At 42.1% G+C, this 13,833-nt stretch carries 13 protein-coding genes; all 13 read right to left on the bottom strand.

Annotation, left to right across the window (positions count from 1 at the left end):
* Positions 1-179: 179 nt before the first annotated feature.
* Entirely contained in the window at positions 180-671 is a 492-nt protein-coding gene (locus BLT07_RS15535) for a hypothetical protein (protein ID WP_091871138.1), read from the bottom strand.
* Between the two features lie 55 nt (positions 672-726).
* Complete coding sequence (locus BLT07_RS15530) at positions 727-1,110, bottom strand: hypothetical protein (protein WP_091871135.1); 384 nt, start codon at positions 1,108-1,110, stop codon at positions 727-729.
* 166 nt (positions 1,111-1,276) lie between these two features.
* Positions 1,277-1,525: a hypothetical protein gene (locus BLT07_RS15525; RefSeq protein ID WP_091871132.1), complete on the bottom strand. Its 249-nt coding sequence runs from the start codon at positions 1,523-1,525 to the stop codon at positions 1,277-1,279.
* Positions 1,526-1,528: 3 nt separating this feature from the next.
* On the bottom strand, positions 1,529-2,008 hold the full coding sequence (locus BLT07_RS15520) for a hypothetical protein (RefSeq protein WP_091871129.1): 480 nt from the start codon (positions 2,006-2,008) through the stop codon (positions 1,529-1,531).
* 63 nt (positions 2,009-2,071) lie between these two features.
* A complete protein-coding gene (locus tag BLT07_RS15515) occupies positions 2,072-2,659 on the bottom strand; it encodes a tyrosine-type recombinase/integrase (protein WP_091871126.1) in 588 nt (195 codons plus the stop codon).
* A gap of 336 nt (positions 2,660-2,995) precedes the next feature.
* Positions 2,996-4,108: a bile acid:sodium symporter family protein gene (locus tag BLT07_RS15510; protein WP_175455354.1), complete on the bottom strand. Its 1,113-nt coding sequence runs from the start codon at positions 4,106-4,108 to the stop codon at positions 2,996-2,998.
* 70 nt (positions 4,109-4,178) lie between these two features.
* Positions 4,179-4,658 (bottom strand): nuclear transport factor 2 family protein, encoded by a 480-nt coding sequence (locus BLT07_RS15505; RefSeq protein WP_091871123.1) that lies wholly within the window; start codon positions 4,656-4,658, stop codon positions 4,179-4,181.
* A gap of 323 nt (positions 4,659-4,981) precedes the next feature.
* Positions 4,982-5,959, bottom strand: coding sequence for an RraA family protein (locus tag BLT07_RS15500; protein ID WP_175455353.1), 978 nt, complete (start codon positions 5,957-5,959; stop codon positions 4,982-4,984).
* 50 nt (positions 5,960-6,009) lie between these two features.
* Entirely contained in the window at positions 6,010-6,636 is a 627-nt protein-coding gene (locus BLT07_RS15495; protein WP_091871115.1) for a NanQ anomerase/TabA/YiaL family protein, read from the bottom strand.
* Positions 6,637-6,665: 29 nt separating this feature from the next.
* On the bottom strand, positions 6,666-8,294 hold the full coding sequence (locus BLT07_RS15490; protein ID WP_091871112.1) for a RagB/SusD family nutrient uptake outer membrane protein: 1,629 nt from the start codon (positions 8,292-8,294) through the stop codon (positions 6,666-6,668).
* Between the two features lie 13 nt (positions 8,295-8,307).
* Complete coding sequence (locus BLT07_RS15485; RefSeq protein ID WP_091871108.1) at positions 8,308-11,667, bottom strand: TonB-dependent receptor; 3,360 nt, start codon at positions 11,665-11,667, stop codon at positions 8,308-8,310.
* Positions 11,668-11,759: 92 nt separating this feature from the next.
* On the bottom strand, positions 11,760-12,815 hold the full coding sequence (locus BLT07_RS15480) for a FecR family protein (RefSeq protein WP_091871105.1): 1,056 nt from the start codon (positions 12,813-12,815) through the stop codon (positions 11,760-11,762).
* 168 nt (positions 12,816-12,983) lie between these two features.
* The gene (locus BLT07_RS15475; RefSeq protein ID WP_091871101.1) at positions 12,984-13,541 is read right to left on the bottom strand and encodes an RNA polymerase sigma factor; all 558 of its coding nucleotides are present in this window, start codon (positions 13,539-13,541) and stop codon (positions 12,984-12,986) included.
* Positions 13,542-13,833 lie beyond the last annotated feature (292 nt).

Below are 13,833 nucleotides of genomic sequence, written 5' to 3'. Positions count from 1 at the left end.
TCCAAGTGCAAAGAAAATAAGAGCAACAACATAAAAACCAGCCATTATATACCATTCTATTTGATAATTATTGATAGTACTTAGCTTAATAGCTATCCATAAAAAAGGCATCCAAGAACCAATCCAAAGATTAAATATTATAATTCTTGTAAAATATTTCATCGGTTATTTATACTTTCTCATTGACTACATAATATTGGCCAGCCAATTTTTGACCGATATTTTTGTTCAAGAAATGTTCGATATAATTTGCTATCAGAATAGTTTTCGATCCCAACTAATTGATTAAACTCATAAGACCATTCATAATGCCTCAATCTTTCCAATTGAAAAAGTGCAAGACAACCAGTTCCTTTTGAGCCTCTAAAATGCTCTCTAAATCGCTGTCTAAGGTTATAACTATGTCCGGTATAAACAGTGTATTTTTCAGATTCCTCCTGCAAAATCTTAAATGGAATTGGTAGTTTATCCGATTCTGTAATCTTTTTATTCAGATTGTAATGGTTTTTGTCATCCCTTGTTCCAAATAGACTTAGTATTTTTTTTGGGGCTGTCGTACGGATTTGATAAATACCTGGCTTTGTCGGAATTTTTAATGCTACATCCTCGATATCCCAATAATTGACTGGTATTTCTTCCCAGTTTTGTAAAATTATTTCGTCTACGTTCACATCGCTTATTTGAACTTTCGTTTATTTCAGCTCTTTATTATGGGGCTAATATTAATTATTTAAAAATAGTATTTAAAATTTGCAGATCATATGGAGTTATTCCAAAGTTGCCGGATACAATCTCGTTTCCATATCTCTTCCATACAATACCAAAATCTGTTCCGATTGAATCTTTAGTCCATTTCGCCTCTATAAATTGCATTACAGGTCCCTTATGAATGTCACAAAGGTTTGAAGTAACAATTAAACCTTTCTCATTATAATGCTTCATTTCTTCGAATATTTGCTCAGTAGCATTATAGGCGATTTCATGATTCTCAAATTCTCCTCCAAGCGGAATCTGACTGGCTCCAACTATAAGTCTTGGAGTAAGCCCGTAGAAGTATCGTGCAAATTTCCCTTCGCGATAAGCTATTAGAATTTTAATCCAATGGTCCACTTCTTGTCATCGTTTAATTAGATTTAACAATTATTCGTCTATCCTTTCCTGACACATTACCAACTATCCAATAATTTCTATCACTTGAAACTGTTCTAACAATTTCAGAACTAGTCATGCACGCAAATTGTTCAACCGTTTTTACTATTTTTTCTTTCACCATCGTTTATTTAAATTTTAAAGCTGCTGTTGTTAAAAGCGAACTGTATCTAGCAAGCACATTTACACGAAAAGCAATACGCCTATTCAATTGCTGCGACAATAAATGTTTTTCACTACCCCAATGTTCAGATTCTTTCATGAACGCAGCATGAGCTTCATCATGAAGTTTCATGATTCTATCGGAATACCTATTTGTCCAATAGACCTTTTTCATTAGTTCTGGACTAGGGTTAAATTGTGATAGTGTTTGCATCGTTTATTTAGAATTTGAATTTACTTCATCATATAGATTCTCTGCTCTTTCCGATATTTTGCATAGTACACGATCTGCAGATTTGATGCACGAATGAAATTTTTTCTTGCTGACCCCTTTGTTCATCCCTTCATAAGGGGCACTATAAAAACGATGCATCATGGTATTTCTTAAAGTATTAAAGCCGACAAGAACATCATACTCGTTCTTGGTAATCAGACTGACTACAAATAATACGTGAGCTATCATAATAAAAGAAAGTCTGTCATTTGCATCATACGTTTCGGCAAACCAGTTCTTTGGAATTGATTCTTTACATTTATTAAGAGAATACATATGAAACAAGGACTTCATTTCTCCTTCTATATGTCCATGCAAAACTACAATAGCTTCAAAATAATAACCATCTTTATAAGCCTGGTATGAGTGGTCCGAAGGAATGCCTTTGAAGGTGATGATATCAGAATTCAGTTTTTTGGTCATGGATTAATCATATTTTTCTGATTTATGCCGTAATATTTATAAATAAATTGAACCGATATATACCTAAACCCACATTTTTTTAGCAATTTCGGCCTCTTCTTTCCCAATTGCGTCCGCATAAATGGCCGTAGTGGAAATATCCGCGTGGCCCATCCACTTCATTATCATATTGAGCTGCACGCCCTTTACTACCGCATTGACCCCGAAGGCATGTCTAAGTCCTTTAGGCGACCTATGCTTGCCTTCGGGGATTCCCGCATCAATCATCAGTTCCTTAATAAGCCTGAACGCATATTGCCGGCTCCAGGTCCATATTCTCGATTCCGCTTTTTTCTTGACCTTCTGCCGTTCGACGATTTTATTGGCCACTGTTAGGGTATCGATATAATTCACCGGTACAGGCACGGTACGGTATAGATCTCCCCTTCTCTTCTTAAGACTGTTGAAAGTAATCTGACAGCTGTCCCTATTAACTCCCTTTGGCGTTAAGCTCAGCCCCTCGGAAATCCTGCAGCCGGTATAGACCAAGGTCTCGGCAAAAGTCCGTAGGTTGGAGTCCCTTTCCCTCGCTTTCTTAAGGAAAAGCGCGACCTCCTCCTGTGTGCAGTAGAGCCTGTTCCCCTCCCTGTCAAAAATCCTCATTTCGGCCATATGGGACGAATTTAAAGGATTTTGTCAACCAAATGAATTTAAGACGGGATTATTTTGAAGGAATTATCAACAATGGGGCCATTTATCGGGCAAATCGACAACGATCGAGGAGGGCGTGGTTTACACTATTGCCAATAGTGTAAATCGCTCATTAAAAAGTAATGGAACCCAGTTTCTGAGCTTTGGGATTTGAAGATTAAATCTACCTTTAGGATAAGGCGCTTGATAACGGAAGAAACCCATAAAATCTTATACTTACCACATCACAGTATGTTATATATGGCCACAGGTTTCCCAGTAGTCATCATCAGAGCTAAAGTAAACAGCAAAATATCCTCAAGTACAACTAAATTCGTTGGCCTCAATGTTTTCGATTTTTTCAGTTGGTCTTTTATGCCAGTAGGACGCCAGAATTGATCCCGTAACGTTCATTAAGGGTCCGAAAACTGCCGGGGCAAGGCCCATGGTGGCGATCTTCCCTAAGGAATTAGCGATGCCCGAGGCAAGTCCGCCGTTCTGCATGCCCACCTCGATGGCGATGGTGCGGGCATCCTGTTCTGGCATTTTGAATAGACGGGCGAACCAATATCCGAGGGTGTAGCCGAATATATTGTGTACAAGGACCAATAGCATCAAAATCCCCCCGATCTCCAGAAGACTGTCCCTGCCCGCGGCCGTGATAATGGTAATAATAATGCCAATGGCCAGCATGGACACTACCGGCATGGCCCTGTCGAGCCATTTCGTCTTAAAGAGACGGTTGAACAACAGTCCCGCCCCGATGGGGATAATGATCATCTTTGTAATGCTCCACATCATATCGAGCACATCGATCTGCACGAATTCCCCGGCCAACAACTTCATCAACAGGGGGGTCAGGAAGGGCGCCAATAACGTGGCAATGGAGGTTATGGTAATGGAGAGCGCCAAATTCGCATTGGCCAGATAGGCCATGACGTTCGAGGCGACCCCGCTGGGCGAACATCCGATCAATACGATGCCGGCCGCTATCTCGGGCGGAAAATTGCTCATCTTGGCCAACGCAAAACCGACCAGGGGCATGATCAGCAGCTGTGCGGCAACACCGATCACAACGCCCCTAGGGGTCTTGAAGACCGCGGCGAAATCCTTTAGGCCCATTTGGGTGCCCATACCGAACATGATGATCTGGATCAGCGGAATGATCAAAATGGTCAGCTTAAAATCCCCGATATAAGTGAAAAGTTGGGGATAGTACAAGGCCGCCGATACCCCGGCAAAGATCATCGTGGTAAATACCAGGCCGTTCAAGGATTTATATCCGCTAAAACCGAGGGCCAATACGGCAAAAAATACCAAGATAAATGGCCCGGCACTAGCAATATTTCCCGTAAGGATTATGCCAAATATAACGAGTAAAAGTAAGGCTGCGAGTCCTAGGCTCAGGGAATACAGGTTGATCTTCTTCATGGTCTGCTTTATCGGTTGTTGGGAAAGTTATTTGGAAGGTTGTTCTTCCAAAAGGAAGGAACTTCAGGCTTCACAATTTGTACGCCTGTCTTGCCAAAAGATGCAGTTTGTCGTTTTGCTTTTGAAAGACCAGTATAACCCCGATGTGTACGTCGGCCGATTTACCATTGTTCATACCTTTTGCCGAAAATACGTGCCTTGCTATGGCAGTTTCACCTGAAATATGGATGCTTTCATCAGAGGTATCGATGGATAGGAAATCAAAGGGGCCGTTTATTACGTCATCGATAAACTCCTCCCTGTCCTGGACCTTTCCGCTTGAATGTCCGTAGGTGAGGGATTCGGATGTCAAGACTTGCAGACTGTTTTTTTTCGCATCCACCAAAGCAGCGTTAAGGGCCACGACCGAATTTTCGACTTCGCTTTTTGTTAACGCGGGTGCTTCTTTTTCGCTTTCAGCAGTAAGCGGTACGGTATTTCTATTTTCATCCTTACACGCTAAAAATGAAAGGCAAGCTAACGTAAAAACAAAAGGAATAAATTTTGTCATGAGATGATATTTTATATTAATCTTGCCTGCTTTACAGGGGCAAAATACGCAAGACGGGCTGGATTTTCAAGAGAATCCACCGAATACCACTTCCGATTTAGTCGTATTCATGTGAAAAATCCATAGAAAATTACCCCCCACCTATCCAGTTTTGATAAAAATCTTATGGACGAGACCCGGACGGATCAATACGCCGTCATATTTCTCTTGGAAACAAAGTATAACCTAAGCATCGCCTTAAATAAATCGCCTGATTGGCCAAATATTTATTCTTCTTTTCAAAGCCTTCCGTTAATTTTCAATAAAGCTTACTGGTGTCTTTATCACTCCTCGTTTTCAGCAGCCTTTCTCCTTTCATCTCGCTCCTTCATATAGTTTTCCAATTCCTTTTTGGACATTGGTAAATTTGAATAACTGCTCAACCATGCTTTAAAATCTTTTTCAAAAACGGCTTCATCTACATCAAAGCGTTCATTAACATATTTGTATTTATTCGTATCCATGGCAAATCGATTGAATTCATCCTGAAGTGCTGTAAACTCGCCAGCTATTACCACTTTTTGTACCAGATGAGGGGGAATGAAGGCTACACCTGTGGGTTTAGCAAGAACAACATCACCGGGTAGAACGGAAACCCGACCTATTCGAATCGGCGCATTGACGCTCGCCGTCATCATCTGCTTAATTGCCGAAGGGTCCGAACCTCTTATCCAACCGTTAAACCCCTCGATTTTTGATAGGCCTTCAACATCACGCACCGAACCATTAAATATAATCCCTCTTTTCCCTGCTTTATAGATTGCGTTTCCAAGATTGTCTCCTATCAAGGTACCATCCGCCATTTTCCCATAACTATCCGCCACATAAACATCCCCGTCCAACAATTCCGTAATTGGCGCATAATTGGTAATCGGTGTATGAGTGCCTTCCTTTTTTGCCTGATTTTGAACATAGTTATTAAAATCTTCCCTTAAGGGCATGAACTGGGCGGTTAGCACTCTGCCGGTCATAACTTGATCTGGATGCAGAATCTGCCAGCCGTTTTGATGTGTACTTGCGAAATTTTCAAATTGATTCTCATATCCATTTCTGCGTAAAGTTCCCCAAACTTCCTCCATGGAGAGCGCTTTTAACCGCTCCAGGAGCTCGTCGGATACCTTGGGCCTTCCATCCGGTGTACGTTCACCTATCCATTCGGAAGTTAACGCCTTAACGTTTTCTGGTTGCCAGACCACGTTTTGTGCGTGGGAATAAAAAATTACACAGCTTAATGCAAAAAGTGATAAAACGGTTTTTTTCATGATGCTCTTATTAAATTATTAACTTAAATTACTTTACTATCACTCGATTTTTAGGGGACTCTTACTTTAATCAATATTTTCTTTATTGTATCGTATCCCTCAACGTGAATGGCAGGTCGATGAATGTCCTGCGGAGTGAAAATAAAAAAGGTCCCAGGCGTTGAAACAAAATATTTCCCGTTTTCAACGGAATAATTCTCTACGTCCTTTTCGGAATCGTACGCCATTGTTGACGTGAATTTGGAATCGGTTGCGGAGGCAACTCCCATTTTTGCTTTTCCTTTTATTACATACTGAAGATCATTAAAGTTTTTATGGGTCTCCCATTTGATTTCTTCTTTTTCTTTGGTAGGTGTCTCGGAAACGAAGGCGGTGACATTGCCCTCGTCGATCACATATTTTCCAGGTTCCATATTGTCCAAATCATGTGACCTCAAGAATTCAAAAGCTTTATTCCACCAGTCCGGATTCCTGCAATACTGACTGGCCAGTTCACCTTGATCAATGGACATGTGGGGAACGAGTTGTAGTCCGTTTAACCATGCACCTGTTTCGTACCAATTGGCGATACTGGCCTCATTACATGGGGTTTCCATATTTTGAGAAAATGAACTGTAGCCAAACACCAGAAGGATTATCTGTATTAAGGCGAATTTCAAAATCAATTGTTTTTTCATGCCTTTATTTTTATATTTCAATTAGCAAATTAATAACCGGGGTTCTGTTCGAACTCGTCACGGTTTGTAAGTCTATCTATCATATTGCTAGGAATCGGTCGCAACAAATGCTTTTCTTCAATATTGTCGCGTCCTAGGGTATTGTACAACTTTACCCTTTCTAGAAGTTTTCCTGTTCGTTTCAAATCGGACCAGCGAAATCTTTCGCCTCCCAGTTCCAAAGCTCTTTCCTCAAGAACAAAATCAAGGTCTAATTGATCGTCGGTAATGACCATGTTATCTTCTTGGCCGGGCCAAGCAGCCCTTTTCCGTACCGTATTGATATAGTCAACCCCTTCCGCAATATTGCCATCTTTCATAAGTGCTTCGGCAGCAATCAGATACATTTCGGCCAACCGGATTTCTATAACATTCTTTGTGCCCACCCCACTATTTATCGAGGAACGCAGAGGATCTTTATATTTTCGCATTTGCGGAAAGAGTTCGCGGGAACCTATGGGATTTTCGCCGTCATATAAATCATTGATATCGAAAACGCCATATCTTAGTTCTCGTTCGGCCTCATCCTCTGCAGGGATATCCCATGGTACATAAACAAAGGCGGTGTCGCCAATTTGCATGTTGGGCAATAGAGTCGCTTCATTGTTTGCTATCCAAGCGGTTTTCCATGATTTGGCGAACCGTGAATCAATATCCCTGTTAGAGGCTAACAAATCAAAATAATAACGGGTCGCCACAAAGCGAGGCCAAGGCCGGTCGTTCTCCAATGCCCTGGTCATTCCCGGCTGCAAATCATAACGTGGTGTAAAATATAAGAAGTATGCGTTGCCATCTCCGTTCAAACGCTCGTCTTGGGAGAATTGAATAGACCAAATTACTTCCGAATTGACTCTATTATCCACATCCCACAATCTTGAAAAGTCTTCTAATAGAGCGAAATCATAATCATTAATAACCTTTTTGGCATACGCTGCTGCCTTATCGTTCTGTTCAAGTGTAAGATAGACCCTTGCCAACAATGCTTGTGCCGCGGGTTTTGTAACCCGACCGAAATCGGATTGGGTTGCGGGAAGATATTGTTCAGCGAACAAAAGGTCTTTCTCTATTTGGGCATAGACCTCTTCTACAGAGTTTCGGGTCGCCGTGGTTACTACTTCAGTAACCTCTTCCGTCACCAAAGGCAGATCGCCAAAATGTACGACCAAAATATGGTAGTACCACGCCCTTAGGAAATAGGATTCTGCAACTTTAGCGTTGACCTCATTTTCCGTCAATTCGTTAACCTCACTGGCTCTAGAAATGGCGGTGTTGCAAGCAGCTATACCCTGATAAAAAGGAGCCCACAAATTCCAAAGTACTGGATTTGCTGGTTGGATACCCGTATTATAAGCATTGAATTCAATGAAAGTACCATCCGAACCATTGGTCCAAAGATCGGTTCCGAAAAAAACCAACGGTGCATAGTTGTTTCCACCAGGGAATAAAGACCTTGTAAAAGTATAATTGGAATTCACCAAATCGTTAAATCCCTTTTCTGTTTTGAAATAGGAATCGACAGGAGGGGATACGATTTTTTCCTCGTCCAAATCGGTAGAACAGGCATTTAATAGAATAGAGCCCAGACTGATAGACAGTAAAATATATATTAATTTTCTCATTATTATTATTATTTTAAAATTGAAGATTAATTCCTAAAATAACCGTTCTTGTTGCAGGATACGGAGATATTTCCCGGGTACCGCCCCCATCTGGGACTGTTCCCGCTAAATCCCCTTTCATATTAAACTCCCTTAGTTCGGACTTGGTCCAATAGGCCAAATTTTCACCCGATAAATAGAGCCTTAAATTTGTAAGTGGTAACCTGTCCAATACCGAGGCGGGGAAACGATATCCCAACGAAACCTGTCGGAGACTGATTAAACTGGCATCCCTATAGGTAAGTGTGGTACCATACAGACCACCATCCTCGTATAACTGGTTTGGTCGGGGGTAATTATTCGTTGGATTGGACGGCGTCCAATAATCGAACACCAACTTGTTGTACCGTTTTTTCGAGAAGGGTTCGAATGCGCCGATGGATGCCATACCTCCCCAGCGTATAAAGGTCTGAATGGATAAATCGAAATTTTTATATTTGAAACTATTGGTGAGATTGCTTACAAAATCAGGTTGGGGACTACCCAATACCATCCTATCTTCGTCCGTTATGGCTCCATCATTGTCCACATCCAACACTTTGATCTGGCCTGGTTCCTCGCCATAGCTAGCGGCCTCAGCTCTTTCATTTTCTTGCCAGATCCCTATTTTTTTATAGTCGTAAAAAACCTCTATCGGTTCACCTATAAACCATCTGTTTCCTATATCATCCACCTTTCCATTGTACAATTCCGCAATTTCGGTTCGATTGCGGAAAAAGGTAAAATCGGTTTTCCAATTAAAATTGGCCCCAATGACATTGACGGAACTCAAAGCCAACTCGAAACCGTTATTTTTGGTTTTCCCAACATTCTGAAGGACTTGGTCATACCCAGAGATTATCGGAAGCTTCCTAAACATTAGCAGGTCATAGGTGTCGGTCTTATAAATATCCATACTTCCGGAAAGTCTCCCCTTGAACAATCGGAAATCAAGACCCAAATTATAGACCGACGTGGTTTCCCATTTTAAGTCCCGGTTTTGCAGTTCGTTTGGATAATACCCAAATCCAGGAGCCTCGTTCCATGAATATGCACTTCTTGCAACGCCCCCCTGTGTTTGATAGGGGCCTATTCCCTGGTTTCCGGTAGCCCCATAACTAAGTCTGATTTTTAGATCATTCAACCAATTTTCGGTACTTTTCATGAAGTTCTCTCCAGAAAGCCGATAGGCAAAGGCCGCTGAGGGAAAATAGCCCCATTTATGATCGGGCGAAAATTGTGATGCCCCGTCCGCCCGCATCGATAATGTCAGCAAATATTTACTGTCATAGCCATAAAACAAACGACCGGCATAGGACAGTAGGTTGGTCTCCACCAAATCCGAACTTACAGAATTAACCAAGGTAGCGCTTCCCAAATTATGGTACCGTGATTCTTCATACGGCAGATCGCTGACGCCAGCTCCAGTCGTTTCGATCCTTGTTGATTGTGATCCCTGTATGGCGGTTACCGTCAGTTGATGTTTCTCATTGAATGTTTTGTTGTAGGTTAGGATGCTTTCGTACAATAGGAGATTGTCAACCGAATTCGCAACTTCCGCGGTCGGGGTACCTAGGTTTCTTTCCAGGGAGAAAAACCCTGCGGATTCTTTTATGGTCCTTAGTTTAAAATTCGTTCCCAGATTAATTCGGTAGGTCAATTCTGGTAAAATCTTTGCTTCCCCGAACACGTTCAAAACCGCTCCCCAGCTTTTATTGTCCCAACGGTATGAATCATATAAATAGTCTGCAAAGGGATTTAGAACTAGACCGTCGGCAGTTGCCGTGAACCTTGGGGAACCATCATCTTCGTATAGTTTTCCAAGAGGACTGGATTGGAAAGCTTGGAATAATGCGCCACTCGACTTTCTCTGATTGAGAGTATTGTTTAGAAGAATGGAGGTCCCTGCAGTAAATATAGGGGAAAAGGTAAAATCCAAATTGGTTCGAAGACTGTAACGGGCAAAAGATTCCCCAGGGATTATACCCTCATTATTAAAGTAACTTCCGCTTACGTTGTATTTTACATTTTCTGACCCTCCCGTTACGGTCAGCTGATGTTTTTTTTGCGTACCCGAACGGTAAAGCAAATCTTGGTAATTTAATCCTTTGCCGCCTTTTTTGATCGCCTGTATCTCTATCTCATCGAATATTATTTCATCCGCCTCTGCATTCGTCCCGCCCTCGGGGTACCCGTCTATAGCCCGATAGGCTTCCCTGCCGATTTCAGCATACTGTTGGGCGTCCGCGTAAGGAATTGTTCCGTATGCTATCATTGGGCCCGTGTAACTCTCAAGGGTAAATCTGGGCGCGCCGGTAACTCCCCTTTTTGTGGTAATGATGATGACCCCGTTCGCACCCCTAGCACCATATATGGCCGTGGAAGAAGCATCTTTCAAAACATCTACACTTTCTATATCATAGGGACTTATATCATTTAGGCTACCATAATAGGGCGAGCCGTCCAAAATTATTAACGGGTCATTGGAAGCTGTAAATGATCGCTGCCCGCGCAGTTGCAATTGATTGGTGGATCCTGGACCACCTCCTGATGAAACGATGTCCAGACCTGGTATACGCCCGACCAGACCATCATTGATGTTCGTCATGGGTATGTCCGCTATATCTTCACTAGACACCGATGCTACTGAACCGGTAATATCCTTTCGTTTTTGGGTTCCGTATCCCACCACAACCACTTCGTCCAGCCCTTGGGCACTTTCCTCAAGGGAAACGTTGACTGTACTTTGTCCGTTAACGTCCACTTCCTTTGTCGAAAACCCGATATAGGATACCACCAAGATGGCGTTTTCGTCTGCGATATTTAATGAAAAATTACCGTCAAAGTCGGCGGTTACACCGTTTGATGTCCCTTTTTCGACTATGTTCGCGCCTGGAAGGGGCACGCCATCTGTATCCGTAACTGTGCCGTTCACGGACTGCTGGAAAGGGGTTTTTATAATATTCGCGCCGTTATCATCGATGCTTGGCCCCTTTTTGTTGATGATAATCTGTCTGTTGATAATTTCGTACCCTAGGCCGAGGGGCCCCAGCACATCGGTCAATATCTTTTCCAGCGTAGCGCTGCTGGCCCGTACCGTAACTCTTTTAGTATCCGCAATGACCTCGTCCCTATAGATGATCACATAATCGCTCTTCTCCTGCACTTCCTTGAAAAAAGTTGTGATGGGAACGTCTTTCAGGTCGATATCAATATTTTGCGCATTTGAGGTATGGGCGTAAACGCTAGTCAAGCCTATACATAAAAGTAACGTGGATACTCGCATGCCGATTAGAAAAATGTTGTTCGTTCGACCTAAAAATAGGGATAGAAGGGAGTTAACCTTTTTATTCATAATTTTGTTTTTTAATGTTACGTGAGCGTAATGTTGAAACCGCCGGAGGATGTTGGAGCATCTTCCGGTTTTTTTTGTTACTCATTCGTTCCTCATCGGCGTTCGATATTAGGGTTGGTGATAATGATTCTATTGTCTTTCTTTTCGAATTCGAATTTTGAAGTCCTTTTCATGATCTCCATTACTGTATCCAAGTCGGTATTGATATCCAAATTTCCGGAAAACGTCTGCCGGGCCAATGCACCGTCCGCAATAGAGATATCGATTCCATAGTGTCGGGATATTCTCTTCATGATAGATTGCAGGTCGTTGTTCTGAAAGATCAATTCTCCGTTCCTCCAGGAGAAATAGGGAGTGAGATCGGTTTTTCTAGTATTTATTTTCTGCTTCTTTTTATTGTAGGATGCCAAGGTGCCGGGAATTATTTTTATGGATTTCTTAGTGTTCAGGAATCGATTTTGACCGGTATAGGTAATCTCAACGCTCCCGCTCTGCAATGCCGTGCTTACGTAATCGTCATCAGCATAGCTACTCACATTGAAAATGGTCCCCAGGACTTTTATATCGTTATCGTCTGTCAGTACGTGAAAAGGGCTCTTGGCATCATGGGCAACGTCGAAGATCGCCTCCCCTTGCAGAACCACTTCTCTTATGCCTTTGGCAAAAATGGTGGGATACGTAAGTCTCGAACCCGAATTGATCCAGACCTTGCTCCCGTCCGAAAGGGTGAGCTGGGATTTTTTACCCAAGGGGACCACTATGGTATTGAAACCTGTTCTGTCCGTTTGGTATGAGGTGAGAGTTAAACTTCGTCCATTGTTGATGTTGACCGTTTTACCTGTGTTGGAGTATACCAGTTCCGGTTTTTCCTCGGCAATATTGACCACCTCCTGATTATTAAGTATCAACCGAACGTCGCTGCCGGAAGGAAACAACTTCGTTGATGAAGCCGTTTTTTGGATTGACATTGATGGGGAGCCCGCCACGTCAAAGTAGACGTAGGTAAATATTCCCATGACCAAAATTGCGGCTATGGATGAAATATAGCATATCCTTTTGATCCGCATACGGCTATCGTACCTATCAATGGAGGTAAGGATTCTATCGTTCAACCGCTGTTTTCGGTCTTGGTCAAAATTATCGCTCAAAATGTCTTTCTAAGGTTTGTAAAAAGTATCGACGGAGAGGATGATTTCAATCAAAAACTACATTTCAACAAACCGTTGTATTATATAGTATGGCGAAACAGGATTTTATAGACAAAAAAATTGAATTATTTTACATTTTTGTGAGGTGCAGTCGAAAAAACAAGGTAATCAGGGCCAATTTCCCCTCATGCTTTTTAAGGACCGATAGATCAAGGTGCGCGCTGTGTCTATCGATATGTCCAGGCTTAGGGCCATTTCTTCATAGGTTTTGTTCTCATAGAACCGCATTGTCACCCCTTTTCTTTGTTTTGGGCTCAACCGATGTATCGCTTTTGTAAGGAGTAGGCCCAGTTCTTCTTTCTCCTCTTTATGAATTATTTCGGTTTCCCTGGAAACCTCTTGGTTTCGGTAGATTCTTCTGATATGGTCATCTTCGGGGGAAATTACAAGCGGCCTGCTTTTGGATAGTTCCGTTATTTTCCGCCTTAGTATCGTGAACAAGTAGTTTTTAACGTTGCGGGCAACGGGAAGTCTTTTTCTGCGCATATATAGTTCGACGAACAGGTCGTGGATGCAGTCTTCAATTAGGCAACTGTCCGATGAATATGACTTTCCGAACTCGTATAGAGCATCGGCGTACATTTCATATAGGTCACTAAGGGCTTTCTTGTTACCACTTTGGACGCCAGCCCATAACTCCGTTGCATTGGTGCAATTTGAACCCATAGAAAACACTTTTCAAAATAATTTTATCGCTTATTTAAAGTATAAGCAAATTTGAAACACTAGCATTAAGAGATTATTAACAAATATTATGAATATTTATGATATAAACAAAACCTACGTTCAAAATCATTAATGTTGTTTTTATTACCCCAATTTAGGCTTGAATTCTTGGGTTTGGAAATTTCAATGAAGCGAATGTGGCCGTTGCAGAAGTGCTCTGTGCGTAAGATATTGACCCGAGTAGGCTGTTTTTACGGAGCCTTCAGGGGGACCGGTCTTGATTGGATATACT

Source organism: Pricia antarctica (assembly GCF_900101815.1).
Classification (GTDB): Bacteria; Bacteroidota; Bacteroidia; order Flavobacteriales; family Flavobacteriaceae; genus Pricia; species Pricia antarctica.
The sequence above is the reverse complement of the archived record's forward strand: the minus strand, read 5'-3'. Positions and strand labels throughout refer to the sequence as shown.

Bases quoted from the DNA above. Each gene is read 5' to 3' on its own strand.
- BLT07_RS15475 (WP_091871101.1), bottom strand. From the start codon at position 13,541: ATGGGTTCAAATTGCACCAATGCAACGGAGTTATGGGCTGGCGTCCAA.
- BLT07_RS15505 (WP_091871123.1), bottom strand. From the start codon at position 4,658: ATGACAAAATTTATTCCTTTTGTTTTTACGTTAGCTTGCCTTTCATTT.
- BLT07_RS15485 (WP_091871108.1), bottom strand. From the start codon at position 11,667: ATGAATAAAAAGGTTAACTCCCTTCTATCCCTATTTTTAGGTCGAACG.
- BLT07_RS15525 (WP_091871132.1), bottom strand. From the start codon at position 1,525: ATGCAAACACTATCACAATTTAACCCTAGTCCAGAACTAATGAAAAAG.
- BLT07_RS15510 (WP_175455354.1), bottom strand. From the start codon at position 4,108: ATGAAGAAGATCAACCTGTATTCCCTGAGCCTAGGACTCGCAGCCTTA.
- BLT07_RS15490 (WP_091871112.1), bottom strand. From the start codon at position 8,294: ATGAGAAAATTAATATATATTTTACTGTCTATCAGTCTGGGCTCTATT.
- BLT07_RS15495 (WP_091871115.1), bottom strand. From the start codon at position 6,636: ATGAAAAAACAATTGATTTTGAAATTCGCCTTAATACAGATAATCCTT.
- BLT07_RS15500 (WP_175455353.1), bottom strand. From the start codon at position 5,959: ATGAAAAAAACCGTTTTATCACTTTTTGCATTAAGCTGTGTAATTTTT.
- BLT07_RS15515 (WP_091871126.1), bottom strand. From the start codon at position 2,659: ATGGCCGAAATGAGGATTTTTGACAGGGAGGGGAACAGGCTCTACTGC.
- BLT07_RS15520 (WP_091871129.1), bottom strand. From the start codon at position 2,008: ATGACCAAAAAACTGAATTCTGATATCATCACCTTCAAAGGCATTCCT.